The following is a 25,947-nucleotide window of genomic DNA, read 5'->3' on the forward strand; positions in this document are numbered from 1 at the left end:
ACGAGCACCTCCGATAGACGCGGTGACCGTGCCGTTCACTGGACGGCACGCCGACTGAAACTTCGGACGCTGGTAACCGTGACCATTGCGGCCACCCCGGTCAGGACCAGCAGACAGACCCAGGACGGCAGGTGCGCTACGTCGGGCAACATGGCCCCGCGCACACCCTCGGAGACGTAGGTCATCGGGTTGAGGGCGGTGACGGTTTGGAACCACGGCATCGAGGAGAGCCGCAACCACGGGTAGTGGATGCAACCGGTCCAGATGATTGGGGTCACGACCAGCGAGAACGTGATGTTGATCCGTTGGATGGGCAGGATCATCGCCAGGGTCATGCCGATGCCGCCGCCGATCCATCCGCCGAGCAGGATCGTCAGGAGGACCATCGGCAACCCTCCGGGCTGCCACGGAGCCGAGCCGACCATCAGTGCGCCCAGTGGGTAGATGAGGGCTGCGGCGACGAGCCCGCGCAGCATCGCGACCACGAGCTTGCCGACCGCTACCAGGTTCGTCGACAGCGGGGCGAGCAACCGGTCTTCGATCTCCCGGGTGAAGCCGAACTCCTTGACCAGTGGCAGCGCGACGCTCTGCAGCGCGGTGGTGAGCGCGGCGAGCGCGACGATGCCGGGCAGGAACAGGTCGGCGAAGTTCCCGGCGACGATGCCCTGCCCGCCGAGGACCTTGACGAAGACGAAGAGCATGAACAGCGGGGTGAGTCCGACCTGGACCAGGATGACCCAGAGTTCCTTGGCGGTGACCAGCAGGTCCCGGTGCAGAATGGCCAGGAAGACCCGGGCGGCGCTGGGTCTCGCTGGCGTGGCCGTGGTGCTCGTTGCGACAACTGGCGGGGTGTCGAGGTCGGTCACCGTGGGTCCCTTCCGGTCAGTCCGATGAAGACGTCCTCGAGGCTCGGCTCGGCGATGTGTACGTCGGTGAGGGTCGCCGACCGCGTGGTCAGAACGGTGAGCGCCGGCCCGAGCACGGTGGCGGGGTCGGTGGCGAGATGCAGCCGGATCCGGAGGCGCTCGCGCCCGCCCGGGTCGGGGGCGAGCGTGGCGACCGCCCTTTCCCTGGCCAGCGCTGCCAGTGCGGCGGGCGTGCCCGCGCCGAACCCGGAGCCGCCACCGAGGCCGAAACGGAGTCTGGCGGCCCCGGCGCCGGGTGGCGGCGCGGCGGCGAGCCGTTCACCCTTGCGGACGCCGGCGACCGCGGAAAGCGCGGCCAGTAGTTCGTCCGGTGCGTCGAGCGCGGTCGGGGTGACCGTCAGGTCGAGTATCGACCGTCCGGCGAGCCCTCTGACCAGGTTGCCCGGCGTGTCCAGGGTGAGCAGCCGACCGCGGTCGACGATGCCGACGCGGTCGACCAGGGCGGCGGCCGCGTTCATCTGGTGGGTGGTCAGTACGACTGTCACACCGCGCCCACGCATCTCGCGGATCCGGCTCCAGATCAGCCTGCGGGACTGCGGGTCCAGGCCGTTGGTGGGCTCGTCGAGGAAGAGCACCGCCGGTTCGTGGATCAGCGCACGCGCGATCATCAGCCGTTGCACCATGCCGCCCGAGTACGCCTCGATCCGCTTGTCGGCACCATCCGTCAGGCCGAAACGGTCCAGCAGCGCGTCGGCCCGGGCGTTCCGGACGGCGCGGCCGACGCCGTGGTACGCCGCGTGGTACAGGAGGTTCTGTCGTGGCGTCAGCGACCGGTCCAGGTTGTTGTGCTGGGGTACGACGGCCAACTGGGCGCGGGCCGCGACCGGGTCGCCGACCACGTCGACCCCGCCGACCAGCGCTCGGCCCGAGGACGCCCGCAGCCGGGTGGTGAGGATGCCGATGGTGGTCGACTTGCCGGCACCGTTCGGTCCCAGCAGCCCGAAGATCTCGCCGGAGGCCACTGCGAAGGACAGCCCGTCCACGGCTGCGGTCGTGCTCCCGGCATAGCGCTTGACGAGGTCGGTGACCTCGACCGCGGGCGGGCTGGCACCACTGCTGGGCATCTGCTGCTCCCTGTCCTGAACTGTCGGGTGGATGGGCGCCGGTCGGGTCAGCCGCCGGTTCGGGGGTGTGCTTCGAAGAAGCGCCAGATGGTCTCGGTCGCGTCCAGCGCGGTCGCGGGTGGATCCAGGTCGAGGAGGCGTTGCGCCTCCGGCCTGGGGCCGGTGGCGCCGGGCCACTGATGGCCGGCGTCGTCGATGGTGGCCAACTCGACCGCCCGTCCTTCGGGACAGGTGGCGACCGAGGTCCTGACCGGGCCCGAGGCGGTCGTCGCCGGCGCCCCGCAGCCGTCGGTGGTACGCCACCGGGCGAGCAGGTCGGGGATGGGCGGACCGTCGATCTTGACCGGATTGCGTCCTGTCCCGTCGTTGTCCCGTTTGCCCGGACCACCGTTCAACGGCACTGTCTGGTCCGCCATCCCGTGAACGTGGATCACGGAGATCGGTGCCGGGGACGAGCACGGGCCGAGTTGGGTCGCCGCCACCGGCCCGATCGCGGCGAAAAGCGTCGTGTCGCACGCCAGGCGGTATGCGAGCATCCCGCCGTTGGAGATCCCGGTGGCGTAGATCCGGGTGCGGTCGACCGGAAGTTGGTCGGCCACCGTGGCCACCAGTTTCTGGATGAAGGCCACGTCGTTCACGCCGTCGCGGGCCGGCGGGCCGCAGCACTCCGGGCTCACCGCCCAGGAGCGGCTCAACCCGTCCGGGTACGCGACGACAAAGCCCTTCCGGTCGGCCTGGGCGTTCCAGCCGTAGGAGCTTTCCGCCTGGCTGCCGGTGCCGAGCGCGCCGTGCAGCATGACCACGAGCGGCGCCGGGGTCGACTGGGCGAGGTTGGTCGGCCGGTAGAGGCGGAAGCCGCGTTCCTGCCCGTCTGCCACGAGAGTGTGCGCCGAGGAGCCGGTGGGCACGCCGGGCACGGTCGACACCGGTCCGGTCTCGTGCTGCTCCGGGTCGTCCCGGAACAGCCCGCAGCCGGCCGACAGGGTGAGCACTCCGACGAGCGACAGGGCCGTGAGCAGGTGTCGCCGCCGACGGCACGGTCCCACGAGCTGTGTCCGAGATATACCAATTGTCATCATAATCGCACCCTGACATATCAATGTTCAGGTTTTGTAAGGACCTGCGCAGATTTGTGTTTGGCGGGATGGCTCCGCCCTTTCCCGCGACGTGTCGCCTGAGCGGAGCCCGACCGGCTAACAGTGCTGCACGCTGAGCTGGATCAGTTCCCAGCCGCCCTCGGGAACGTCATCGTCGGGGTCCGTCCGCAAATTCATCGGATTGGCCATGCCCAGGTAGAGGGTCGACCCGTCGGCGATCATGTTGCGGATCCCGTAGTTCAGGTAATTGCCGAGCCCGCTGTTGTCCACCACCGTTGCCGGTCTGCTGGTCGAGTCGAAGACGAACAGGTCGCCGCCGTAGACCGGTGCTGGCGGGGGGTCGTCGGCCAACCCAGCGGCCGCGCCGAACTCGGCCGCGGCGGGGCCGGTGACACCCAACAGCCGGGCGGTGTCCTGGCCCAGGTCCTTGGAGATATAGCTCCAGTCCATGGTGCCCACGTACAGCTTCCCGCCCGCCACCGCCATCTTCCAGGTGTAGTTGTTGTAGGGGTTACCCATGCCCGACGGGCCGTACATCGGGGTGTAACCGGTCGAGACGGCGGCCCAGAGGCCCCGGCCGCCGTTGCCCGCCGGGTCGTAGGCGGGCAACTGGGGCGCGCCGTACAACAGGTCCACCCGCTGGTGCCGGTCGCCGAAGCTCTTACCTCGGAAGATGCTGATGGCCCGCTGCGTGCTGCGCACGGTGGCGCGCAGCGCGGCCTCGTCCGCCGGTGGATAGGTCGCGATGTGCACAGTGGTCGCCTTCATGGGCACGTGCATCGTGCCCCAGTAGAGATAGCCGTTGAAGGAGGCGAGCCCACCCAGGGCATAGGTGCGGGCCACCACCGGGTCGGGCTCGTACCCGTCGACCGACCAGACCTGGGTCCAGTTGTCGGCGTCGGCCGGCGTGAGGCCGCGTTCCCCCTGCGACAGCTTCGGGCTCATCCACACCCCGGCGACCCCGGACAGCGGCTCGTCGGTTGTGCCGGGCACACCGGCTGCCAGGGCGTCGTCACCGGAACCCGTCCAGGTCGTCACGAAGATCCGCCCGTCGTGCACGGTGAGATCCGCCGCCTGGGCCGGTAGGTTCGCGACCTCGACGAAACTGAACGGGTTGCTCCGGGAGCCGGTCCAGCGCAGCACGTGTCCCCGGTTGCCGCCGTTCGCGCCCACTCCTACGCCCGCGTAGAGCGCGCCGTCGGCCACCACGAAGTGGCGGATGTTGCCGTACGCCGGCAGGTTGACCGAGCCGAGGAAGGCGCCGGTGCCCGTGTCGAAGGCGAACAGGTTGATGCTCTCGCCCAGAGCGGGTCCGCCCAGGAACGCCACCCCCTGATGGGTGCCGGCGGCCCGGATCCCGGCGGTCGTGCTCAGCCGGTTGGCGTCGGTGGTGGAGGCGTTCTTCACCGCGTCGGTCTTCTCCGTCAACCGCCGCGACCGTTTGTCGTACGTGTACAGCCGAGGCGGGCGATGGTCGCCAAGGGTGGCGGGCAGGGTCGGGTTGCGTTTCGCGATCTGGCTCTCGCCGTACTCGCACACCCAGTCGTCGTTCAGGTTCGGTGTCGTGTTGCGCAGGTTGCGCCCGCTGGTCATGCAGTTGACGTTCGCTCCGGTGCCGAACCACAGGCTCTGCGCGGTCTGGGTCATGCCCCACAGATAGGACTGGTTCACCTTCGGCTGGCCGGTGGCGCACGGAGGACCGGGTGGATAGGCCACGCCGACACCGGCGAAGCACTCGTCCGGGGTGCCCTTCCCGATCAGCGTCCGCTCGTACCTCGGCTGATGTCCGGCCGTGGCCGGCGCATCTGTCCCGATTGCTGCGGCAGCCGTCGACGCCGGTGCCGCGAGCACGTACAGCAGTCCCAGTACGGCGGCCGCGGCGAGCGGCCGCCGGCCCGACATCCGGAATGGTTTCACCAATGGTTCCTCTCGTTCGACGGAGTCATGACGATCGGTGGGGCACGGTTGCGGGTCAGGCCGCGGCGACCTCGCGGGGCCGAGCGGGACCGACCACCCGTCCGGCGACCCGCCGCGCCCAGCCCGCCCCGTCCTCGAACTCCAGGAATTGGGCCAGCAGGTCGAGTTGCCCGACCGGGTCGGCGACCAGGTCCTCGTAGCTCATCCGGTGCAGATGTCGCGGGGGCAGGTCGGTGAGCGCCTGCTCGGCCTGGCTGGTCAGGAACGCGCTCAGACCGAGATAGCGGCGGAGGTCCTGGCTCCGATCTCGGAGCAGGTCGGCGGTGAGCCGGTCCGGCAGGTAACGCTCCAGATCCTCGGGCACCGACTGGCCCGGCTCGAGCCGGAAGGGATCCAGCCCGCACCGGCCGAGGAACTCCACCCGCAGCTGGATCAGCTGGAACGACGAGTGCCGGCTCATCGAGCGGGCGGTCGCCTCCCGGTCGCGGATCAGGTACACCACCTTCGCCTCGGGAAATGCCCGCAACAGGTACGGAGCGACGTGGCTCGATCCGCCGGAACGCTCGACCCAGCGCCGCTTGCCGGTCATCACGGCCAGCAGGTCGAGGAACATCCGGTGGTGGTCGCCGACCGACTGCGTCGGGAAGTCCGGCACCCGCGCGGTGAGCTGGTCGAAGAGGCGGTCCGGATCGGTGGTCAGCTTCGACAGGGTGATGGCGAGGATTCGCGGCAGCTCGGTCATCCGGTCCGCCCACCGGCCGGTCAGCGGATAGCGCACCTCCTTCGGCGGCAACCCGATCCGGAAGAGGGTGGCGAGTTCCGCCTTGGGGCTGCTCAGCACCTCCCAGTACGCGGCCCCGGTCAGTACCTCGGAACTGCGCGCCCAGGGTGCGACGGACATGAAGAACTCCTGCGCCGAGAGAGTCTCGGGCTGCTCCGCGATCAGGTCCGAGAGCAGCGTCGAGCCGCACCGGCCGTTGCTGATGATGATCGACCTGCCGGTGACCGGGGTGTCCATCCGAGGACCTCCTGCACGTTGGGTTGTCACGGGGCGGTGGCCACCTCGGCCACCTCGACGGAGCACTCCTCGCGGAGCCACGCCAGTACGAGCCGGCGGACCGCCTCCGGCCGGTCGACCAGGACTCTGTGTTTCTCGCCCGGTAGGACCACGGTTCGCGTCTGCGATAGCAGCCGGACCACGGCCGGTGCCAGCTCGACGACAGCCGAGTTCGCGCCGTAGAGGCAGAGCACCGGTGAGCCGATCGCGCTGATCTGCGCGGCACTGGGCAGGGCGCTGGCCGGCAGGTCCCGCGCCAGCGTGGTCGTCACGAGCATCTCGCCGGTGTCCCGGGCCCGGCGGGCCACCCGTGCCCCCCGACCGGCGACGATCTGCGCCAGCGCCTCCGGCCGGGGCAGGAGGTCGGCGGCCCGGTCCAGTCGGCGCGCGACCCGGGCCATCCATGCCGGGGTCGGCGGCGAGGATTCGATCGCCGCGACGGAGGCGACCCGGTCGGGGTGGCGGGCCGCGTAGGCGAATGCGATCGTGCCGCCGAAGGAGTTGCCGAGCAGGTGCACCGGGGCGGTGACGTCAAGTGTGGTCAGCAAAGCCGACAGGTCGTCGACGAAGTCGTCGAGGGTGTAACCGGTGGGCGGGCGCTCGCTGTGGCCGTGCCCCCGCAGGTCGTACATGAGCACCCGGAGCCCGGCGTCGGCGAAGGGCTTGGCCACTGTGAAATACCAGCTTGCGAGGCTGTCGGAGGCCATCCCGTGGATCATCACGAGGGTGGCCGGGTCAGCACCCCGCTCAGCGCCGACCTCGCCCGGCTCCCCGGCCGGTGGTTCGAGGCGTTCGACATGGACGTCGATCCCGTTGGCCCGGATCATCGTCACGAGCGGACCGCCTCGACGACGGCAGGCCTCGCGTCGAGGGAGCGTGCGATGTGCTCGACCAGTTGCCCGACCCGCAGCTCGCCCACGGTCTCCAAATCCAGTTTGGCGACGAAATGCGCGAAGTTGACGCTGTTGCCGTACCGGGCCTGTAGCCGGCCGGCGAGGGAGACCACATCGATGCTCTCCATGCCGAGGTCGTCACGGAAGGTGGTGTCCATGGTGATCGGTGCATCGGCGGCGAAGTCCCCGAGCACCGCCTGGATGATCCCGGTGAGCTCGGCGAGGATGTCGGCGTGCGAGGCGGCCATGGGTTGTACTCCTTCGGTTGGTCGGGAGTGGATGCCGGTCACGGCTGATCGGCCCCGGTCTGCGGGCCCCAGGTCCAGGCGACGACGTACCGTCGGGGCGGTAGGTCTTCGGGATTTCCGACCTCGCGGTGCTGGACCGGGTAGCTCCGGTTTTCGACGAGGACGGTGAGCGCCGTGTCCGTGGCGCTCTGCACGACGAACTGGCGCGGGCGCCCGTCGAGTCCGGTCCCCTCGGCCTTGCCGACGGCCTCCTTGGCGGCCCAGAACCGGGTGAACCACCGCCGTCGGTCCTGCGCGTCGTCGCTGAGCGAGTTCAGCAGGGCGGTCTCCCCGTCGGTCAGGGCGAAGCCCAGGGTGCTCTCCGGATGGTCGGTGATCTCGGCGACGTCGATGCCGATGCCGGGTGCGTCGGGTGGCGACGCCGGAGGACGGGGTTTCGCGATCGCGACGCCGATCTCCGCGCAGTGCGCCAGCGAGACATCGCAGTCGCGCAGGTCACGGCCCGGACGTCCGTACACCCGGGGTCGCCCGTTCGGATCGTTGCCGACCGTCAACTCGATGGGGTAGACGTCGCTGTGCCCGTCCTCCCACAACCGGAACCGGACGGCGTCCTTCACCGCGATCCGGCCCAACAGCCACTGTTTGCGGGATCTGGCGGGCTGCCGTTCGTAGTGCTCGTACGCGGCCGAGCCCAGGATGCCGCGGGCGGCCATGCCCTGGGTGACCAGGTCGGTCCAGCAGTCGAAGGCCATCGTCCAGCCCTCGGGTTGGATCAGGGACATCGGATGCCGCTCGGGGAACCGTTCCGCTGGCCGAGCCTGCGGGTGGCTGTCGAAGCGCCGGTCGACCGCGCCCTCGATTTGTGCCCACACCCGGTCGTCGACCACCAGTTGGGTGTCCGCGACGAGTTGTGCGTCGTCGATCGAGCGCACCCGGGCCACACACTCGAAGGCCGTACCGGGTGCCGGTGGGGGACCGAAGTAGCGGATGTGGCCCAGGCCCACGGGCAACGCCACGGTACGGAACGGCTGTGTGGTGATGAGCCAGTTGCCGATCAGCTGTAGCGCGTTGTCCAGCAGCGCGCCCGGCGGCACAGGTGCGGTGACCACTCCCCGAACGTGCATGTCGCCGAGGGCGTGTACGGCGGTGACACCCTGGAACTGGGGGCCGTGGAACATCAGTCGCTCGGCGTACATCTCCTCGGCGCTGATCCGTGGCGGTCGTTCGGTCGCGGGGTCGTGCCGCCACACCTCGGGCGGGTACGCCGGATAGTCGGCGGCGAGTTCCACTGTCGACCGGGCGTACGGGCCGAGGGTGACCGAGAACAGGCCGTCACCGGTCGGCTTCACTGTGATCTCGACGTCCTGACCTGGCTCGGCTATCAGCCAACGGTTGAACCGGGCGTCGCGTACGGCCACCGCCCGCATGCCCGGCATGGCCTGCTCCGCCGCGTCGACCATGTGCTGGACCAGGGTGGTGGCCGGCACCACTGGCCACCGGTCCTCCACGTTCGGCCAGTCCGGTGGCTGGACGAAGAAGCAGTGATCTCTCAGGTACGGCATGCTCTCGACGGAGACCCGCAACGTGAACCGCCGTACCGCACCGGGGTTGCCGTTGCCGGCGGTGTCGGTGCCCCGGCTCTCGGGCGCGGCGGTTCGGGAGGATCCGGCAGGCTGGGCGACCGGAGGTTGTCCGACACCCGGGCGCGGCGCTCCGGGCGGAGCCGGTCGGGCGGCCGCGTCCAGCACGTTCACCGCGTCCCGAGCCGTGTCCTGCAACAGCGCGGCGAGTTCCGCGGCAGCGCTGGACCGTCCGGTCAACCGGTGCAGGGCGGCAAGCGCCGCCGCCGGGTTGGTGCCGGTACCCGCCGGCTCCGGCTGGCGCCCCGCCCTGACCGCGCCGATCGGCACGGCCGCACCCTGCTCCGGCGGGCCCGCAGACAGGTGGCTCGGCGGGGTGCCGCCTGCTGACACGCCGAGCAGACCGGCTGCGCCGGCTCCGAGCCGGACCAGCGGCCCACCGAGGTCCAGCGGAATCGACGGGCCACGGCGTACCGGTTTCGCGGGTGCCTTCGCCAACGGTGGATCGAGCGCGGCCAGGTTCGGGCTGCCGCCCTCCACCCAGATCGCGGTGGCGACCCGGCGGAGCTGGTCCAGCCCGCTGCGGTGCTTCACGTTGACTGGCATCGCGAGATGCTCACGGCCGCGCAGGTTGTCGCTGATCAGCGAGGCGAGCTGTCCCGCACCAACCTGGAGGAAGACCCGTACCCCGGCGCCGTACATCGCCGCTACGGTCTGACGGAACCAGACCGGTTCCATCATGTGCCTGACGAACAGGGCATTGACCTGTGCCTCGTCAGCGGGGAACGGTGCCGCCAGGGTCGCCGACCAGACCGGTATCCGGGTCGGGTGTACCTCCCACCGGCGCAGTGCCGCGCCGATCGACTGCAGGCCGTCGACGAACACGGGAGTGTGGAAGGCCGACCGGAACGGCAGCTTCTGACACAGCACGTTCTCCGTACGCAGGGCCTCGACGAGCCGGTCCACCTGAGGTTCGGGGCCGTTCACCACCGACTGCGCCGGGGCGTTGTCGTGCGAGAGCAGAACCCCCGGGAAGTCACCCAGCATCGGGGTGACCCGGTCCGCGCCAGCTCCCACGGCGGCGAACACGTATCCGGAGACCTCGACCGAGTCGGCGTTGAACAGTTCCAGGAATTCATCCATCGCCGCCGTGCTGATCTGACCACTGGTCGCGGCGGCGGTCCACTCGCCAATGCTGTGTCCGGCGACCGCGTCCGGTAGCACGCCGATGTGGCGCAGCGCCTTGTCGAGGAGTTTGCCGACCTCGATCAGCCCGGCGCCGTGCTGGCCCAGGTCCGAGGCGGACCACTGCCGGTCGGGCAGTCCGAGGTGCGCGGCGATGTCTGCGGTACGGGGCGCGAACTCCGCCTCCAGGCCGGGGAAGACGAAGGCGAGGCGCCCGGTGCCGGAGGCCAGCAGCGGTGACGGGCTGAACCAGATGTCCCGTCCGCCCCGCCACGCCTGACCGCGGGCGACCGTCTTGCGGGCGACAGCCAGCAGCTTGTCGGTCGGGTTGACGATGCCGAGTCGGCACGTCTCGGCCCCGTTGGCGGGCCGGTTGCTCCGGGCCCGTTCGACGCCGAGGGCCCGCACCTCGTGGTCGTCACGGGACAGCAGGCCGGCCAACCGGACGGGGTCCGGGGCGGCGAGCCAGAGCACCTGGTCCGGCTCGGTCACCGCAACCGTCGAGCTGGCCACGGTCGACGCCGCGCCTCCTCCGACATCCGCTCCGATCGCCGCCGACGGCTGCCCGCCGGTCGGCCGGTTCCGTACACCGTTGGGCTCGGGCGCCTGCTCGATGATGACGTGTGCGTTGATGCCGCCGAAGCCGAAGGCGTTCACTCCGGCGCGACGCGGCCCGTCGCTCTCCCACGGGCGGGCGGTGGGGATCGGGGCGAACCGGGTCGCGGCCATCTCCGAGCGTGGGTCCTCGCAGTGCAGCGTGGGCGGCAGGACTCCCCGGTACACCGCCAGTGTGGCCTTGATCAGGCCGGCGATCCCGGCGGCTGGCATGGTGTGCCCGATCATCGACTTGACGGACCCGATCACCGGGCGCGGGCCGTCGCCCGAGTGCGGGCCGAAGACCTCGGCGACCGAGACCAGTTCGGCCGCGTCGCCGGTCGGCGTACCGGTGCCGTGCGCCTCCAGCAAGCCCACCGCGTCCGGCGCGGTCGGGTCCAGCCCCGCGGCCTGCCAGGCCCGCCGGATGGCCAGCACCTGTCCGGAGGAGGCGGGGTTGAACATGCTCGCCGAGCGGCCGTCGCTGGACATCCCGCTGCCCCGGATGACCGCGTACACCCGGTCGCCGTCCCGGACAGCGTCGGACCACCGCTTGAGTACGACCACACCGGTGCCCTCGCCGATCAGCAAGCCGTCGGACTCCCGGTGGAACGGCCGGCTCTCACCGCGCCTGGACAGCGCCCGCAACTGGTTGAACACCGACCAGAAGCTGATGTCGTGGACGTGGTGCACACCACCGGCCAGGACGGCGTCCAACCGTCCACTGGTCAGCTCATTGATCGCCTGGTCGACCGCGATCAGCGACGAGGCGCAGGCCGCGTCCAGGGTGTACGCCGGACCGCGCAGGTTCAGCCGGTTGGCCACCCGGGACGCGGCCAGGTTCGGCACCAGACCGATCGTCCCCTCCGGCTGGTACGGGCCGAGCCGTTCGTCGAACTTCTCGCGTACCAGGTCGAGCCGGCTCTGGTCCAGCTCCGGAATCAGCTCCCGCAGCACCTGGACGACCTGGCTCGACATCCGCACCCGTTGGGCGTAGCGGGCCTGAGCCGGACTGAGGATGCCGCCCCGCCCGAGGATCACACCGACCCGGTCGCCGCCGGGCAGTCGGTCCGCGCCGCCGGCATCGTCGATCGCGGCGGCGGCCACGTTCAGCGCGATGAGCTGGTCCGGTTCGATCTCCGCCACCGAGGCGGGCATGATGCCGAACCGCAGCGGCTCGAAGGTCGCGAACTCGTCGACGAACCCGCCGCGACGGCAGTACATCCGGTCCGGCCGGTGGGCCTGCTCCGGGTCGTAGAACTCCTCGTCCCACCGGTGCGCCGGCACGTCGGTGATCGCGTCCACCCCGTCGACCAGGTTCCGCCAGTAGCTCTCCAGGTTGCCGGCGCCGGGCATCACCGCCGCCATCCCGACGATCGCGATCGGGTCGCTCCGATCGGTACTCGTGTTCATTTTCGACCTCTCGCTCCACCGTCGACGGGCGTACCGGGTGTACGGCGCGGGTGCCACCGCATCCGCTGGACGATCACCAGCCGGAGGCGGTGTAGACCACAGAGTTGATCTTCGGGTCGCCCCAGGCCAACTCGCTGAGCAGGCTGAAGGCACCCGCTTCGGGGTCGATCAGCTCGATGCCGCGGCGCGCGTACTCCCGACTCAGCTCGTCGCTGACCATCCCGCCGTGCCCGGCACCAGGTGCCCACGGGCCCCAGTGCACGGTCAGACAGCGGTTGCCGGTGCTGGCCGCCCAGCGGGCGCCGATCGCGTCGATCGCGTCGTTCGCTGCGGCGTAGTCGCTCTGACCTCGATTGCCGTATGCCGCGGCGATGCTGCCGAACAGCACCACGAACCGAGGCGGCGAGTTCAGCTCGTCCAGGCCGGCCAGTACGGAACGGGCCCCGTCGACCTTGGTGCCGAACACCCGGGCGAACGATTGTGGGTCCTTCTGCGCGATCAGCTTGTCCTCGATCACGCCGGCCGCGTACACCACGCCGTCAACTCGACCGTACGTACGCTCGGTGTCCAGCAGTAGGCTGCGGATCGCCGACGCGTCCCGCACGTCGAGGGCGTGGTAGCGCACCTCGCTGCCCAGTTCCCGCAGTTCGGCGAGGGTCCTCTCGACCTCGCGGGCGGCCAGGATCGCCTGCGCGGTGTGTTCGATCTGCGCCGGTGACCGCAGACCCCGGCCGGCGAGCGCGGCACGCAACGACGCCTTGTCCCGCGCCGACACCAGGTCCGGATCCTCCGGCTCGGTCGGCAGCGGTGTGCGGCCGACCAGCTCGATCCGGCAGCGGCTCGCCATGGCCACCGCGCGGGCGAACCAGGGTGTGATCCCGCGAGCCCCGCCGACCAGCACCACCACCGAATCCTGGTCGAGGCCGATCGCCGTGGCCTCGGAGGCGCCGTCACCGGCCGGCCCGGCGCCGCTCGTCGCCACCGCACCCAGCGCCACCGGTGCGAGGTCGTCAGTTGTCCGCTCGGTCTCGCACCGCACGACGGCCGGGGTCTCCCCGGGGACCAGCAGCTCGTCGATCAGGTGTCGGGCGATCTGCTGCGGGTCGGCGGCACCGTCGACCTGGACGTACCTGGCCGTGACCTGTGGGTATTCCCTGGCGATGGTCCGGAACAGGCCGGCCAGGCCGTCGCTACGTTTCGTGCCGCCGACCGGTCCTGCCGCGAGCAGCCAGCGGGGACCGGCCGCGAGCGCCTGCTGGAGAAACGGGAAAATGTCGGGCAGTAGGGGTGCTCCGACGCCGTCCAGACCGTCCAGCAGGATCAGCCCGTCGAAGCCGGCGAGCTGGTCGGCCTGCCTCTCGTCCACCACACCCGTCTGCCCGGCCGCGCCCTGCTCCTGGAGCAGTTCGGCGAGGTACGCCAGCGCCGGGTTGGCGCCGGTGATGAGAAAACGTGTTCCGGCGAGCACGTCGGCCCGCTGCCCGGCCAGTGGGGCGCCGGCGTCCGGGCCGGGAGGTCCCGCGATCACCGTCGCCAGGGGCAGTAGCCGCTTCGGCGTGATCCCGGCCCGGCCGGTGGCGGTGACCGACACGGTGGGGACCGGCGCGGGTGCGATGACCGGGCTCATCGTGGCCAGGGCCGAGGGCGCTCCCGCGGGTGGTGCCACCTTCGGCGTGGGTGCGGTGAGGGCACGTGGCGCGGGCGTCGGGGCCAGCGCGCCGTTACGCGGCGACGGTGCCGCCGCGCTGACCCCCTGCGTCTTCTGGTTGAGCCAGTCGACCATGGTGCGTACGGTGCGGGCCTTGACGAGGTCTTCGAGTTCGGCTTGGTCGCCGTCGACGGCGAGGCCCAGTCGTGCCGCGACTTCGCCGGCGACTTCGGCGCGTTTGATGGAGTCGATGCTGAGGTCGGCTTCGAGGTCGAGGTCGAGTTCGATCAGGTCCACCGGGTAGCCGGTGCGCTCGCTGATCACATCGAGGATCGCGCTTCGGAAGTCGGGACGGGTCAAGACCGCGGTGCCGGTCGCGACCAGAGCGGTGGAGTGCGCCATCCCGTTCGCCGGGCCGAGTACGGCGGTCGCGTGGATCACGGTCGCACTCGTCGTCGACTGTATTTTCTGGTTGAGCCAGTCGACCATGGTGCGTACGGTGCGGGCCTTGACGAGGTCTTCGAGTTCGGCTTGGTCGCCGTCGACGGCGAGGCCCAGTCGTGCCGCGACTTCGCCGGCGACTTCGGCGCGTTTGATGGAGTCGATGCTGAGGTCGGCTTCGAGGTCGAGGTCGAGTTCGATCAGGTCCACCGGGTAGCCGGTGCGCTCGCTGATCACATCGAGGATCGCGCTCTGGAAATCAGGACCGGACGCGGCGACCGCCACGGCGGCCACGTCGATCCCGCCCGTCGGTGCGGCCGGGGGAGCGGCCACCACCGCCGTCGTCGTCGCGACCGGGGCGACCTCGCTCCCGTGACCCGGCAACACCATCGGCGGGTAGGCTTGCGAGGGCTGCCACACGAGCCGGCCACCCGCGCCGTCGCCGAAGTACGCGAGCATCACGTCCCGCTGCGAGGCGATCATGTCCCGGCTGGTGCGGAGGAACTCGCTCAGCAACTCGTCGCGGCTGTCCCGGCCACTGAAGGCGGTCCCGTTCGAAGCGGTCATCGACAACTCCTTGATCCGTCGTGGGGGCGTCATTCCACCGGGCAGGCTGTTCCCGGACTGATCTCGCACGAGCTGGCCGTCCACGGTCCAGAACGGACGCTGGCCCGTCTTGACCGTCCCGAGGTCCGCTGTGTCGCGGCCCTGGAACAACCAACCGGTCCGAACCGGGACGCCAGCACAGGCCAGTTGGGCGATAGTGACGAGGAAGCCACGCAGCCCCTCGTCGGGGCGGGGCTCGGTGGCGACCGCGAGGTGCGGCCGGTCGCCGAGGATGGCCCGGACCAGTTTGGTGAGAACCTGACCGGGGCCGGCCTCCACGAAGGTCCGAGCGCCGCTGGCGTACATCGCCTCGATCTGTTCGACGAACCGCACGGGCGCGCCGATCTGCGCGGCGAGCCGGTCACGTACCCGGTCGGCGTCCCCGTCGTACGGGGCGGCCGTGTGGTTCGACCAGACCTGGATGGCCGGCTCCCGTACCGTGCTGGACGCCAGCGCCTCGGCGAAACGTGTGGTGCCGTCGGCCACCACCGGGCTGTGGAACGCGCACGCGACGGAGAGCTGACGGGCCGACAGCCCGCCCTCGCGCAGCGCCGCCACCGCCGACCCGACCGCGGGAGTCGGCCCGGAGATCACGACCTGCGTCGGCGTGTTCCGGTTGGCCAGCACGACCTCGCCCGCCAGTCCCGATGCGGTGAGCACCTGGCTCACCTGCTCGGCGGTGCCGGTGACCGCCGCCATGGTGCCCGGATCGTCGCCGGTGGCGGCGAGGATCGCATCGGCCCGTTGCCGGCTCAGCGCGAGCAGGGTCTCGGGGTCGAACGCGTCGGCTACGCAGAGCGCGACGAGCTCCCCGTAGCTGTGTCCGCCGGTCAGGTCCGGCCGGACGCCCAGCCGACGTAACAGGTGGTCGACCGCGAGGCCGCCGATGCCCAGGACGGGTTGGGCGACCCGGGTGTCGCGTACCCGGTCCTCCTGCTCGCGCGCCGTCTCCGGGTCGAATGCCGACGGCGGGAAGAGCAGGTCCGCCCACTCGGCGCCGAGGCGCAGGTAGTGCCGCAGCTCGGGGAACGCGACGAACAGTTCGGCGAGCGCCCCCGGCCGCTGGCTGCCCTGACCGGGGAAGAGGAAGGCGACCTTGCCCGGCTCCGGGTCGTCCGACGGTTGGACCAGCCCGCGCGCCGGGTCGTGCTCGCCGGCGACGGCCCGGCCCAACAGCTCGGCGAGTTCGTCCCGGTCACGGGCGACGATGGCAATCCGGACCGCGCCGGCCCGGTGGTCGGCCTCGTCGGACAGCGACGCGGCCAGGTCCCGCAACGACCACGGTCGGCCCAGCTCGTCGCGGTTCGACAGCATCTCCAGCAGCCGCCGTACCCGCAGCTGTGCGGCGGGCCGATCGGCGCCGCGGAAGCAGAACAGCTCCGCCGGCCAGGACTGCCGGGTGTGCCGTGGCTCCGGGCTGTTCGGGTACGCGCTGAGCACGGTGTGGAAGTTCGTCCCGCCGAACCCGAACGCGCTCACCCCGGCCAGCCGCTCGGCCGCCGGCGCGATCCACGGGCGAACGCCGGTGTAGAACGCGAAGGGGCTGCTCTCCGGATTCCACGCCGGGTTGGGGCGGGTCAGGTGGATCGTGGGTGGCTTCACTCCGGTGTGGAGAGCGAGGCTCGCCTTGATCACACCCGCCAGGCCCGCCGCGCACTTGGTGTGCCCGATCTGCGACTTCACCGAGCCCAGGGCGCAACTACCGGGCTCCGCGCCGGCCTCGTCGAAGAACCGGGTCAGCGTCTCCAGTTCGGTACGGTCGCCCACCACCGTGCCGGTGCCGTGCGCCTCGACCAGACCGACCTGTCGGGGCGAGATCCCGGTGCGGTGGTACGCCCGGTCGAGGGCGCGTCGCTGCCCGCTCGCTCTCGGCGCGGTGAGCCCGAGCGCCCGTCCGTCGCTGGAGCTTCCGATGCCCTTGATCACGGCGTAGATCCGGTCGCCGTCGCGTTCGGCGTCGGCCAACCGCTTCAGGACGACGCACGCCACCCCCTCGCCGAGGGCGATGCCGTCGCCGGTGCTGTCGAACGTGCGGCATCGTCCGGTGGGGGAGAGGGCGTGCGCGGAGGTGAACATCAGGTAGTCGTTGATGCCGTTGTGCAGGTCGGCGCCGCCGCAGATCATCAGGTCGCTGCTGCCGGCGCTGAGTTCCTTGCAGGCGGCGTCCATGGCGGCGAGCGACGAGGCGCAGGCGGCGTCGATGGTGTAGTTGGGACCGCCGAGGTCGAGGCGGTTGGCGATCCGACCGGCGATGACGTTGGCCAACACGCCGGGGAAGCTGTCCTCGGTGACGGTGGGGAGTTGGTCCTCCAACTCGGCCGGCACGTCCCCGAGGTAGGCCGGGAGCATGGTCCGCAGCGTCTGGGCGTGACCCATGTCGCTGCCAGCCTCGGCCCCGAACACCACCCCGGTCTGCCGGTGGTCCGCGCCGGCCGCGTCGTACGGGTATCCGGCGTCGACGAGCGCCCGATGTGCCACCTCGAGCGCGAGCAACTGGGTCGGGTCGATGCTGCTCAGCGCCGCCGGGGGAATCCCGTACCGGATCGCGTCGAACGGAACCGGCTCGATGAACCCGCCCCACCGGGAGACACTGATCCGACCCGCCATTCCCGGGTCCACCTGGGGCGCGTAGTACGTGTCGACGTCCCACCGGTCGGTCGGCACCTCGGTGACCGCATCGGTACCACCGAGGACGGTCTGCCAGAAGCTGTGCAGGTCGGGGGAGCCGGGAAGGATGCAGGACATGCCGACGATGGCGATGTCCAGCGGCGTGGGTGACTCGTCCTCCGGCACGGTCGGCGCGATGAGTTCCGCGCGCAGGGCGGCGGCCCGTCCCGCCAGGAACTCGCGTGCCTCGGTGGTGACCTGTGCGTGCAGCTCTGCGACAGTGGTCGGTGCGTGGCGCAGCACGGCGACCTGGCCGGCCATGAACATCCCCTCGACGGCCTGCACCGCCTCGTCGACCTCCACCAGGCCGTCGTTCTCCCGGCGTACGCCCTTGCTGGCGATCCTCAGCCGGCCGACGTTCAGCAGTTCCAGTTGCTCCCAGACCTGGCGGTTCTCCACCCCGGCCGACTCCAGCTCCTCCCGTACGCCGTGGAAGTCGTCCACGAACGGACTGGGCAGGCAGCGGGTCGCGTGTCCGGGGGCGGTCTCCAGCAGCGACGTGCCGGTGGCGGCGATGGCCGCACGGTGGAACAGGGGTTGAATCGCGCCCTCCTGCACCGCTTCGCTGGTGAAGAGGTAGGCGGTCCCCATCAGCAGCCCGATCCGCGCTCCGCGTCCGGTCAGCGGGGCCGCCATCGCGGCGACCATAGCCGCCGAGCGGGCGTCGTGGATGCCGCCCGCGAACAGCAGTTGCAGCCGCCCGGCGTCGTCCGGCTTGTCCGCCAGGAACTCTTCGAGCACCAGCAACTGCGCCTCCCACAGGGGAAAGCTCGCCCGTGGTCCGACATGCCCGCCGCATTCGGCGCCCTCGAAGACGAACTTGCGCGCCCCCGCCCGCAGGAACTGCCGCAGCAACCCCGGTGACGGCACGTGCAGGAAGGTATTGATCCCGTCCTGCTCCAACGCCGTGGCCTGGGACGGCCGCCCGCCCGCGATGATGGCGCACGCGGGTCTGATCTCCCGGATCGCCGCAAGTTGTGCCGCGCGCAGCTCGTTGGGCGCGAAGCCCAGCACCCCGACGCCCCAGGGCCGGTCGCCCAGCCGATCAGCGGTCTCCCGGAGCACCCGGCGGGACTGTTCCGCACCGGACAGTGCGAGCGCGATGAAGGGCAGCGCGCCGTCGGCGGCAACCGCGGCCGCGAACGGGGCCTCGTCGCTGACCCTGGTCATCGGGCCCTGCACCACGGGTACCCGTATGTTGAGGGCGTCGGCGAGAGCGGAGCCCGGCGCCAGGGCGTCCCCAGCAGCCGTCTCGGCGATCGCTTCGAGCACTGTGGCGCGGATTCCGCGTACGGCGGTGGCGGTGTCGGGCCAGCGCCGGGCGAAGACGGCGGCGAGCCAGCCGTCCTGGCCGATCGGCAGCAGTTGTGAGGCGCTGTCGTGCGGACCGCCTCGCCGGATTCCGCGAACACCGTCGATGAGGACCGTCTCGGACCCGTCCATTCGACGGATCGTGCCCCGCACGTCCGTCGGGAGCTCCGACTCCGGCATGAGGGTGAGCTGGCTGTCCAGGACGACGCCGGCCGCGCCGCCGATGACACAGGCGACGGCGGTGCGGGGGCCGACGCCGCCGGCGACCCAGATCGGCAGGTCGATGTCGTCGGCTGCGGCCAGTTGCTGGAGCAGGACGAACGAGCTGAGCTCACTGACTGTGCCGCCACCCTCCATGCCCTGCGCGATGAGCCCGTGCGCTCCGGCGGCGGCGGCGTACCGGGCGTCGTCGAGGCTGGTCACCTCGACGAGCACGCGGTACCTGTCGACCACGTCGGCCAGTGGCCAGGGCGCATCCGGCGGTAGGACCAGGAGATCGACCCGGCCGTGGCCCGCCCGTTCCACGTCGGCCGGCGTGGCGGTGCAGCCGGCCGGTACGCGTACGCCGATCGGTCCGCTCGACCCGGCTGCCGCCTGGGCCAGGGCGGTGAGTGTCCAGCTGTCGCCGGAGGCGAGATCCAGGACGCCGTGACCGCCGCCGCGGCGGGCGGCGGTGACGATCCCGGGACTGGGTTCGAGGAGACTACCGGCGCTGATCACGATTACGAGATCGCGCGTGTTCGGTGCAGGGCTCATCGGACTCCCACTTCATTGGGCGCCGGGTCTCGGACGCGACCGAATGAATCAGATGATCAATCGGGGCTGCTGCCCGCAGAGAATTGTCGTCTGTCGATCTCGGGCTCCGCTTAAGTTAGGCCAGCTTAGTTACGGCTCAGTTAACTTTCTCAAAGTAACCCGCTGGCCTGCGGTTCTTCCGATCGCATCGATGAGACGCGGGACGCCTTCCGTCCGTCGCGGCGTGACAGCCCGACCTGGGGTGGCTGGCCGGCGGCCGGGCTCCGGTCACCAGGCGTGGTGTTAACTATCGACGTACTTTGAATTCAGAGATGTTACTAGCCCGGCATAAAAGTGACATCCATCACTATCATCTTGCAGATCCGGCTTATAAAAGCACTCTTATCTGGTCGGTTTGATGGGGCCGGAACCATTCCTACTTCCTGAGTATGGAATTGGTCCCCGGTTGGCCCTCGTTGAATGGGCCGAATGCCTATCGGAGAGGAGGGGAATCGACCGACAAAATGCCATGTCATCGAGCGGGGCGACCGGGGCCCGTCGCTTGACCGACCACCGCCGGGCGGCCCCGGTCGGCGCCACCGGTCCGCGCCGGTTCGAGCCGGGCGCGGCGTGCTTGGCGAGCCCTCCATGGCGGTGGCTCCACGCCATCCCTCCGTACGTCCGTTCCTCGACACCCTCGGGGTCGATGTCGCCACGCCCGCGTGCCCGGCGGCCCCGCCGGATGCCCCGTCGGCCCTCACCAGACCGGCAGGACCTCGCCGACGGGCCGCCCACCCGCCCGTCCAACCCGAGCGGTCTGCTTCCCCTTCCACCTGCCCCCAACGAACTGGTGGTCCCTCATGCGCAAAATTCTCCTGCTGGCCCTGGTCGGTCTCGGCGCCCAACTGGTCGACGGCAGTCTCGGCATGGCCTACGGCGTGACCTCGACAACCCTGCTGCTCGCCGTCGGCGTCCATGCGGCCGCCGCCTCCGCCACCGTGCACCTCGCCGAGATCGGCACGACCCTCGCCTCGGGTGCCGCCCACTGGCGATTCGGCAACGTCGACGCGAAGGTCGTCGCGCGGATCGGCATTCCGGGTGCGGTCGGCGCCTTCGCCGGCGCGACCTTCCTGTCCAGCCTCTCCACCGATGCGGCGGCACCGATCGTATCGCTGATACTGCTCACTCTCGGTAGCTACCTCCTGGTCCGCTTCACCGCTTTCGGTTTGGCGAAGGGCAACGTGGGCAAGCCGCTGCGCAGGCGATTCCTCGGTCCACTGGGCCTGCTCGCCGGCTTCGTCGACGCCACCGGTGGCGGCGGTTGGGGGCCTATCGGCACCCCGGCGATCCTGGCTAGCGGCAGGCTCGAACCACGCAAGGTCATTGGATCGATCGACACCAGCGAGTTCCTGGTCGCCGTCGCGGCGAGCCTCGGCTTCCTCCTCGGTATCGGTGCGGAGAACGTCAACTTCGGCTGGGTTGCCGGGCTGCTCGTCGGCGGGGTGGTCGCCGCGCCGGTGGCGGCCTGGCTCGTCCGCATGGTCCCGCCCCGGGTGCTCGGCTCCGCGGTCGGCGGCGTGATCGTGCTGACCAACAGCCGAACCCTGCTACGCAGTGACTGGTTCGATGCCCCGGCCACCGTTCGTTATGGCTGCTACGTGGTCGTCTGCGCGATCTGGGCGGCCGCCGTGACGTACTCGATCCGTCAACACCAGAGGGAGCAGCAGCAACCGTCACGATCAGTAACGGCTGACAGGCCTCGATCCAAGTGATCAAACGTGCCGGCGCGGCAGCCCGGAGGCGTTCGGGCGGCTCGGCTTCCCGTTCCAGGGCGCCGACCTGGAACGTGGGCACATCGTCGGCCTGCACCAGAGCCTGCCGTTCCATCAGGAGGTCGAGTACTACGCCGCACCCGGTACGCCCGCGACTCGTGCGGCCGCTACCACGCCGCGCGCGCTGACGCCGACAGCGTCGACCGGGCCGCCAGGTGGACACCGGACGCGATGAAGGTTCAGCCTCCGAGCTGGTCGACGCCCCGGTCGCGGCCCTCGCGGGGGCCAGCGACGGCGACGCCAAGCTCCTCAAGGACGCCTTCAACATCACCACCGTCGGCGACCTCGGACGCAACCCGTACTTCCGCACCGCCAGCGCACTGGTCGCGCTGACCGGCGGCACCAAGTAACACCCGTCACACCAGATGCCCGGTGGCCACGGCAACTCCTGGCCGCCGGGCATCTGCGCCCTCAGCACAGCCCCCGGACAGGTGCACCGCCACGCTGGTCTGCCGTAGTAGGCAATGTTGACCGGCACCGACGACGCGAGTGCTGGTGCTCACAGCATGTGGAAGTCGGCGAACTCGAAGCCCGGACTCACCACGCAGCTGACGAGAACGTGCTCGTCGCCCGCCGGTCTCGCGGACTGCCACTGGCCCGCCGGCACCAGGATCTGCGGACACTCGGCACTCAGGATCGCCGTCGCGGCGGCCAGCCCCGATTCGCCGACCTCACCCAGGGCAGCACCACGTCGGTGGTGACGCTGCACTCCTACGACCCGGCGAACGCATCCGCCGTCGTGGAACCGATCCTCTTCATGGCCAGCGACGCGTACTGCCGGGCATTCAAGATCGAACGATCGGACGGCCGGTGTACGCACCTGGCATACATCACGGAGGAGAGCGAAACCAAGGTCACCGTACCGCTCGCCGACGACGTCGACTACTTCACGTGGGAGGACGCCCAGGGGGACGTGTGTATGGACGCCCGGGAGAAGGGGGACACGTGTCCCATGACGGGCAAACAGTTCGCCGCGTGGTTCGCGTCCAACAAGCAGGCCATGGTCGCGGTCGCCACCGAGCTCGGCGTCATCACCCGCATGGCGATCGTCTACACGCCCTGACTGCTTCCCCGCTCCGGCGTTCGGAGGCGTGGGACGTGCGGCTCAGCCGGGATCGGACCCCTCAGCCGGCAGGTGCAGGTGTTGCAGGTCCTCCGGTATCGGTAGGTCCGGTCGGTAGATCAGCAGTGGGGGCTGGCTGTCGGTGTCGGCGCGGGCGGCGGGAGCGTCGGCGAGCGAGAACTGGTCCCGGAGTCGGCCGAAGAAGTCGTCGACATCGTTGACGATGAGCTTCGCGCGGCGTCGGGCGGGGTAGACGGCGACCCAGTCGCCGGGGTCGAGGATCCCGTGTACGCGTCCGTCGACGACGACTGTGACCTGGCCCGAGCGAGGGAGCACCTGGACACCCACGGGTTCGTCCGGGGCGGTGACCATGCTTCGGTTGAACGCCATGTGCGGGGCGACCGGGGTGAAGACGAGGGCGTTGAGGCGCGGCGACAGGACCGGTCCGCCTGCGGCGAAGGAGTAGGCGGTGGAGCCGGTCGGTGAGGCGACCATGACGCCGTCGGCGGAGTAGGTGGCGAACAGCCGCCCGGACAGGTACACCGCCACGCTGGTCTGCCGGTCCCGGCCGAGCTTCTCGAACACGACGTCGTTGAGGCCGCTGAGGCCCAGTGGGACGCCCCAGCCCACCTGGTCGGGCGTACCCCGTCGAGGGATGGGCGGGGCGGGCGCGGGACCGCGGCCGTAGCGCAGCAGGGTCCGAAGCTCCGGTGGGACCTGTAGCGGGCGCGACGCCCGCAGGGTGAGCAGCATGCGTTGCTGGATGGTCGCACGGCCGGTCAGGGCGGCGCCCAGCACCCTCGGCAGGTCCGTCGCGGCAAACGGGGTGAGGAAGCCGACCCGGCCGGCCTTCACGCCGAGAACGGGTGCGTCGGCCTCGACCGCGACGGCCAGTCCGCGCAGGAGAGTGCCATCGCCGCCGATGGTGACGACGAGCTGCGGCCGCTGCGGCAGGTCGGCCAGCACGTCGGCGGGGCTCTGCTCGTCCCGCCAGACGTCCAGGGTCCGCGCCGTGGCGCCGTGCTCGGCGCAGATCCGCGACACCAGGTCCGCCGTCTCGGCGGCCTGCGGCCTGGTCGGGTGTACGACGACGCCAACGAGCATCCGAATCACCACGTCCTCTCGGCTCCCTACGTCATCCGACGTGACCACTGCGGAAACACTCTACGGAGCGGTGGGGTGCCGGCGGCGGCGTGCGCTGAGCGTCGAAGAGTACAGCGTCGCCGTCCGAGCCGCGTTCGACCTGTCGTACCGGGCGCTGTCGGCACCGGCGGCCCGGCTGTTCCGTCTGCTCGGTCTCTTTCCCGGGCCAGCTCCGTCCTGAGCCGCCTGCGCCGCGTTGGTCGGGTCGTCGCCCGGGGAGACCCGGGCGCTGCTCGACGAGCTCGTCGACACGCACCTGGTCGTGGCCACGGGACCGGACCGGTACGCGCTGCACGACCTGTTGCTGCTCTTCGCCCGGGACGTGTCCGCCGACGATCCGCCACAGCTGCACGCCGCTGCCGAGCGACGGCTGGTCACCTGGTATCTGGCTGCGGCGGACGCCGGTGAGGCGCTGCTGCGGCCGGCGGCGAAGCGGATCTCGCCCGAGCCGGAGGCCGTCCGCGACCCGGTGCGCTTCGCCGACGCCGACGCCGCCCTCGACTGGTTCGACGGGGAGAGCGCCAACCTCGTCGCGCTGATCCGCCGCCCACCTACCACGGCGGCGACCGGCTGCTCGTCCGTCGTCAACAGGTGCTGCGACTGCGACCGGGCGCGCTGATCGTGTTCCGCAGCCCGGATCGGGCCGATCCGGACCTCGTCGCGGAATTCGAACCGGAGCGCGTCCGGTACGTCATGCCGGACACCCGCCTGCTCATCAAGCGCGTCGTCGCCGCGCCGGGCGACCCGGTGCCCGTCGAACGGGTACCGGTGCTCGCCGGACTCGGCCACGACACCGTGCCGGTGGAGCTGATAGTCGGCGTGGCGACGCGCCGGTTGGCCGCGGCGTGACCGACCACCCATCCGGGCGGGCTGATCTCGTGGCGGCGACGCACCGGAGCCTGCGGACCGCGCTGTCCGTCGCTGCTTGAGCCCAAGTGATCGGGCTCAAGCAGCGCGGTCGTACGTGTAGTGGCTGGGTCACGCCGAGTTGCGCCACTTGCGGCCGTGTCGGCCGATGAGCCGGTCGGCGTCGGTCGGGCCCCAGGAGGCGGCCTCGTAGGTGGGGATCGGCGAGTTGTCCTTCTCCCAGTGGTCGATGATCGGGTCGACGATCCGCCAGCACTGCTGCACCTCGTCGCTGCGGATGAACAGCGACGCGTCACCGATCAGCGCGTCCAGGAGCAGACGCTCGTACGCCTCCGGGGACTCCTCGACGAACGTCTGGTCGTAGGAGAATTCCATCGTGGCGGTGCGGACCCGGAAGGAGTGGCCCGGCACCTTGGCACCGAAGCGCAGCGAGATGCCCTCGTTCGGCTGGATCCGCAGGATCAGCGCGTCGGCGTCGAGGCCGGTGAGCTGATCGGTCGGGATCGGCAGGTGCGGCGGTCGCTGGAACTGCAGTGCCACCTCGGTGAGCCGGGCCGGCAGGCGCTTGCCGGTGCGTACGTAGAACGGCACCCCGGCCCAGCGCCAGTTGTCCACGTTGAGCCGCATGGCCGCGTAGGTCTCGGTCCGCGACAGGGGGTCGACGCCGGCCTCCTCGCGGTAGCCGGCCATCAGCTCCTCACGGGTGCCGCCCCGGGTGTACTGGCCCCGGACCGCGGCCTCGGCGATGTCCCGGTCGGTGGGGAGGCGGATCGCCTGTAGCAGCTTCACCTTCTCGTTGCGCAGGCCCTCGGCCTCGAAGGAGGCCGGTGGCTCCATCAGTGCCAGCGCGAGGACCTGGAGCACGTGGTTCTGCACGATGTCGCGCATCGCGCCGGCCTCCTCGTAGAAGCCGCCGCGGCTGCCGACACCGAGGGTCTCGGCGACGGTGATCTGCACGTGGTCGACCCAGGAGCGATCCCAGATGGGCTGGAAGATCGAGTTCGCGAAGCGTAGCGCCAGCACGTTCTGGACGGTGTCCTTGCCCAGGTAGTGATCGATACGAAAGACCTGGTGCTCGTCGAAGGCGCTGTGCACGACGCCGTCGAGTTCGCGGGCCGTGACCACGTCGCGCCCGTACGGCTTCTCGATGACCAGGCGGGAGAACGAGCCTTCGCGTGGCTGGTTGAGCCCGACTCGGGCCAGTCCGTTGATCACCGGCTCGAAGGCGCCGGCCGGGGTGGACAGGTAGAAGAGCCGGTTGCCGGACGTGCCCCGCTGTGCGTCGAGCTCGTCGAGGGTCTCCACGAGCCGTTTGTAGGTCTCCGGGTCGTCGTAGCCGCCGGCCACGTACCGCACGCCGCCCTGAAGTTGACGCTTGCTGGCGAGGGCGTTCTCGCCGAGGGCGCTCTCGACGAACTGCTCGTCGGTCATCGACGTGCGCGCGACACCGACGAGCGCGAACTGGTCCGGGAGCCGCTCGTGCCGAGCCAGGCTCTCCACTGCGGGCAGCAGCTTGCGCCGGGTCAGGTCACCGGAGGCACCGAAGATCACCAGCGTGGCCGGTGGGGCACTCCGCTCCTGGACGAGCTGGGATGCGTGGTCCATCGTCTGCGTTCCTCCGGGCACAAGGGGTGTGAGGTCGGGGGGTCATGCCAGGGAT

18 protein-coding genes and 1 pseudogene are annotated in these 25,947 nt (G+C 70.6%); 7 read left to right on the plus strand and 12 right to left on the minus strand.

Annotated features, from left to right (window positions below):
- Window positions 1-35: 35 nt before the first annotated feature.
- From ACGFH9_RS28800 to ACGFH9_RS28840, 9 genes are all read right to left on the minus strand, one after another.
- The gene (locus ACGFH9_RS28800) at window positions 36-866 is read right to left on the minus strand and encodes an ABC transporter permease (RefSeq protein WP_393225350.1); all 831 of its coding nucleotides are present in this window, start codon (window positions 864-866) and stop codon (window positions 36-38) included.
- Window positions 863-1,990 carry an ABC transporter ATP-binding protein gene (locus tag ACGFH9_RS28805; RefSeq protein WP_393225353.1) on the minus strand — a complete coding sequence of 376 codons (1,128 nt, stop codon included), beginning with the start codon at window positions 1,988-1,990 and terminating at the stop codon, window positions 863-865. The genes ACGFH9_RS28800 and ACGFH9_RS28805 overlap by 4 nt, the downstream gene beginning before the upstream one ends.
- Before the next feature lie 47 nt (window positions 1,991-2,037).
- Window positions 2,038-3,036, minus strand: coding sequence for an alpha/beta hydrolase family esterase (locus ACGFH9_RS28810; protein WP_393225356.1), 999 nt, complete (start codon window positions 3,034-3,036; stop codon window positions 2,038-2,040).
- A 147-nt stretch (window positions 3,037-3,183) separates the two neighbouring features.
- Window positions 3,184-5,004 carry a hypothetical protein gene (locus ACGFH9_RS28815; RefSeq protein WP_393225358.1) on the minus strand — a complete coding sequence of 607 codons (1,821 nt, stop codon included), beginning with the start codon at window positions 5,002-5,004 and terminating at the stop codon, window positions 3,184-3,186.
- Window positions 5,005-5,059: 55 nt separating this feature from the next.
- Window positions 5,060-6,022, minus strand: a complete 963-nt coding sequence (locus ACGFH9_RS28820) for a sulfotransferase domain-containing protein (protein WP_393225361.1) — start codon at window positions 6,020-6,022, stop codon at window positions 5,060-5,062.
- 26 nt (window positions 6,023-6,048) lie between these two features.
- Complete coding sequence (locus ACGFH9_RS28825) at window positions 6,049-6,888, minus strand: alpha/beta fold hydrolase (protein WP_393225429.1); 840 nt, start codon at window positions 6,886-6,888, stop codon at window positions 6,049-6,051.
- A 2-nt stretch (window positions 6,889-6,890) separates the two neighbouring features.
- Window positions 6,891-7,202 carry an acyl carrier protein gene (locus ACGFH9_RS28830; RefSeq protein ID WP_393225364.1) on the minus strand — a complete coding sequence of 104 codons (312 nt, stop codon included), beginning with the start codon at window positions 7,200-7,202 and terminating at the stop codon, window positions 6,891-6,893.
- 38 nt (window positions 7,203-7,240) lie between these two features.
- Window positions 7,241-11,974, minus strand: a complete 4,734-nt coding sequence (locus ACGFH9_RS28835) for a beta-ketoacyl synthase N-terminal-like domain-containing protein (RefSeq protein ID WP_393225367.1) — start codon at window positions 11,972-11,974, stop codon at window positions 7,241-7,243.
- 73 nt (window positions 11,975-12,047) lie between these two features.
- Window positions 12,048-19,403: an SDR family NAD(P)-dependent oxidoreductase gene (locus tag ACGFH9_RS28840; RefSeq protein ID WP_393225370.1), complete on the minus strand. Its 7,356-nt coding sequence runs from the start codon at window positions 19,401-19,403 to the stop codon at window positions 12,048-12,050.
- 839 nt (window positions 19,404-20,242) lie between these two features.
- Between ACGFH9_RS28840 and ACGFH9_RS28845 the strand changes: the two genes are divergently transcribed.
- The 3 genes and pseudogenes from ACGFH9_RS28845 to ACGFH9_RS28855 all read left to right on the plus strand — a co-directional run bounded on the left by ACGFH9_RS28845 (window position 20,243) and on the right by ACGFH9_RS28855 (window position 21,564).
- Complete coding sequence (locus tag ACGFH9_RS28845; protein WP_393225373.1) at window positions 20,243-21,154, plus strand: sulfite exporter TauE/SafE family protein; 912 nt, start codon at window positions 20,243-20,245, stop codon at window positions 21,152-21,154.
- A 25-nt stretch (window positions 21,155-21,179) separates the two neighbouring features.
- Window positions 21,180-21,296, plus strand: a pseudogene (locus ACGFH9_RS28850) (sporulation protein); the annotation flags it as partial.
- Between the two features lie 73 nt (window positions 21,297-21,369).
- Complete coding sequence (locus ACGFH9_RS28855) at window positions 21,370-21,564, plus strand: hypothetical protein (RefSeq protein WP_393225376.1); 195 nt, start codon at window positions 21,370-21,372, stop codon at window positions 21,562-21,564.
- Between the two features lie 149 nt (window positions 21,565-21,713).
- Here ACGFH9_RS28855 and ACGFH9_RS28860 read toward each other — a convergent pair whose 3' ends face one another.
- The gene (locus tag ACGFH9_RS28860; RefSeq protein WP_393225378.1) at window positions 21,714-21,923 is read right to left on the minus strand and encodes a cupin domain-containing protein; all 210 of its coding nucleotides are present in this window, start codon (window positions 21,921-21,923) and stop codon (window positions 21,714-21,716) included.
- Here ACGFH9_RS28860 and ACGFH9_RS28865 point away from each other — a divergent pair.
- The gene (locus tag ACGFH9_RS28865) at window positions 21,909-22,277 is read left to right on the plus strand and encodes a hypothetical protein (RefSeq protein ID WP_393225381.1); all 369 of its coding nucleotides are present in this window, start codon (window positions 21,909-21,911) and stop codon (window positions 22,275-22,277) included. The genes ACGFH9_RS28860 and ACGFH9_RS28865 overlap by 15 nt on opposite strands.
- Before the next feature lie 42 nt (window positions 22,278-22,319).
- Here the strand turns inward: ACGFH9_RS28865 and ACGFH9_RS28870 are convergent, their stop codons facing one another.
- Window positions 22,320-23,381 (minus strand): NAD(+)/NADH kinase, encoded by a 1,062-nt coding sequence (locus ACGFH9_RS28870; RefSeq protein WP_393225384.1) that lies wholly within the window; start codon window positions 23,379-23,381, stop codon window positions 22,320-22,322.
- 40 nt (window positions 23,382-23,421) lie between these two features.
- On the opposite strand from ACGFH9_RS28870, the gene ACGFH9_RS28875 reads away from it, so the two are divergent.
- From ACGFH9_RS28875 to ACGFH9_RS28885, 3 genes are read left to right on the plus strand one after another with little or no spacing between them, the layout of a single operon-like run.
- Window positions 23,422-23,601: a hypothetical protein gene (locus tag ACGFH9_RS28875; RefSeq protein WP_393225386.1), complete on the plus strand. Its 180-nt coding sequence runs from the start codon at window positions 23,422-23,424 to the stop codon at window positions 23,599-23,601.
- Window positions 23,602-23,616: 15 nt separating this feature from the next.
- The gene (locus tag ACGFH9_RS28880) at window positions 23,617-24,039 is read left to right on the plus strand and encodes a hypothetical protein (RefSeq protein WP_393225389.1); all 423 of its coding nucleotides are present in this window, start codon (window positions 23,617-23,619) and stop codon (window positions 24,037-24,039) included.
- Window positions 24,012-24,269 (plus strand): hypothetical protein, encoded by a 258-nt coding sequence (locus tag ACGFH9_RS28885; RefSeq protein WP_393225392.1) that lies wholly within the window; start codon window positions 24,012-24,014, stop codon window positions 24,267-24,269. The genes ACGFH9_RS28880 and ACGFH9_RS28885 overlap by 28 nt, the downstream gene beginning before the upstream one ends.
- A gap of 129 nt (window positions 24,270-24,398) precedes the next feature.
- Here ACGFH9_RS28885 and zwf read toward each other — a convergent pair whose 3' ends face one another.
- The gene (gene zwf, locus ACGFH9_RS28890; RefSeq protein WP_393225394.1) at window positions 24,399-25,892 is read right to left on the minus strand and encodes a glucose-6-phosphate dehydrogenase; all 1,494 of its coding nucleotides are present in this window, start codon (window positions 25,890-25,892) and stop codon (window positions 24,399-24,401) included.
- Between the last annotated feature and the right edge of the window lie 55 nt (window positions 25,893-25,947).

This window comes from Micromonospora sp. NPDC049102 (assembly GCF_043197485.1).
GTDB lineage: Bacteria > Actinomycetota > Actinomycetes > Mycobacteriales > Micromonosporaceae > Micromonospora.

What these genes read in the sequence shown, in the direction of transcription:
- ACGFH9_RS28835 (WP_393225367.1), bottom strand. Translation starts at nt 11,974, where the DNA reads ATGAACACGAGTACCGATCGGAGCGACCCGATCGCGATCGTCGGGATG.
- ACGFH9_RS28820 (WP_393225361.1), bottom strand. Translation starts at nt 6,022, where the DNA reads ATGGACACCCCGGTCACCGGCAGGTCGATCATCATCAGCAACGGCCGG.
- ACGFH9_RS28830 (WP_393225364.1), bottom strand. Translation starts at nt 7,202, where the DNA reads ATGGCCGCCTCGCACGCCGACATCCTCGCCGAGCTCACCGGGATCATC.
- ACGFH9_RS28805 (WP_393225353.1), bottom strand. Translation starts at nt 1,990, where the DNA reads ATGCCCAGCAGTGGTGCCAGCCCGCCCGCGGTCGAGGTCACCGACCTC.
- ACGFH9_RS28845 (WP_393225373.1), top strand. Translation starts at nt 20,243, where the DNA reads ATGCGCAAAATTCTCCTGCTGGCCCTGGTCGGTCTCGGCGCCCAACTG.
- ACGFH9_RS28870 (WP_393225384.1), bottom strand. Translation starts at nt 23,381, where the DNA reads ATGCTCGTTGGCGTCGTCGTACACCCGACCAGGCCGCAGGCCGCCGAG.
- ACGFH9_RS28840 (WP_393225370.1), bottom strand. Translation starts at nt 19,403, where the DNA reads ATGAGCCCTGCACCGAACACGCGCGATCTCGTAATCGTGATCAGCGCC.
- ACGFH9_RS28825 (WP_393225429.1), bottom strand. Translation starts at nt 6,888, where the DNA reads ATGATCCGGGCCAACGGGATCGACGTCCATGTCGAACGCCTCGAACCA.
- zwf (WP_393225394.1), bottom strand. Translation starts at nt 25,892, where the DNA reads ATGGACCACGCATCCCAGCTCGTCCAGGAGCGGAGTGCCCCACCGGCC.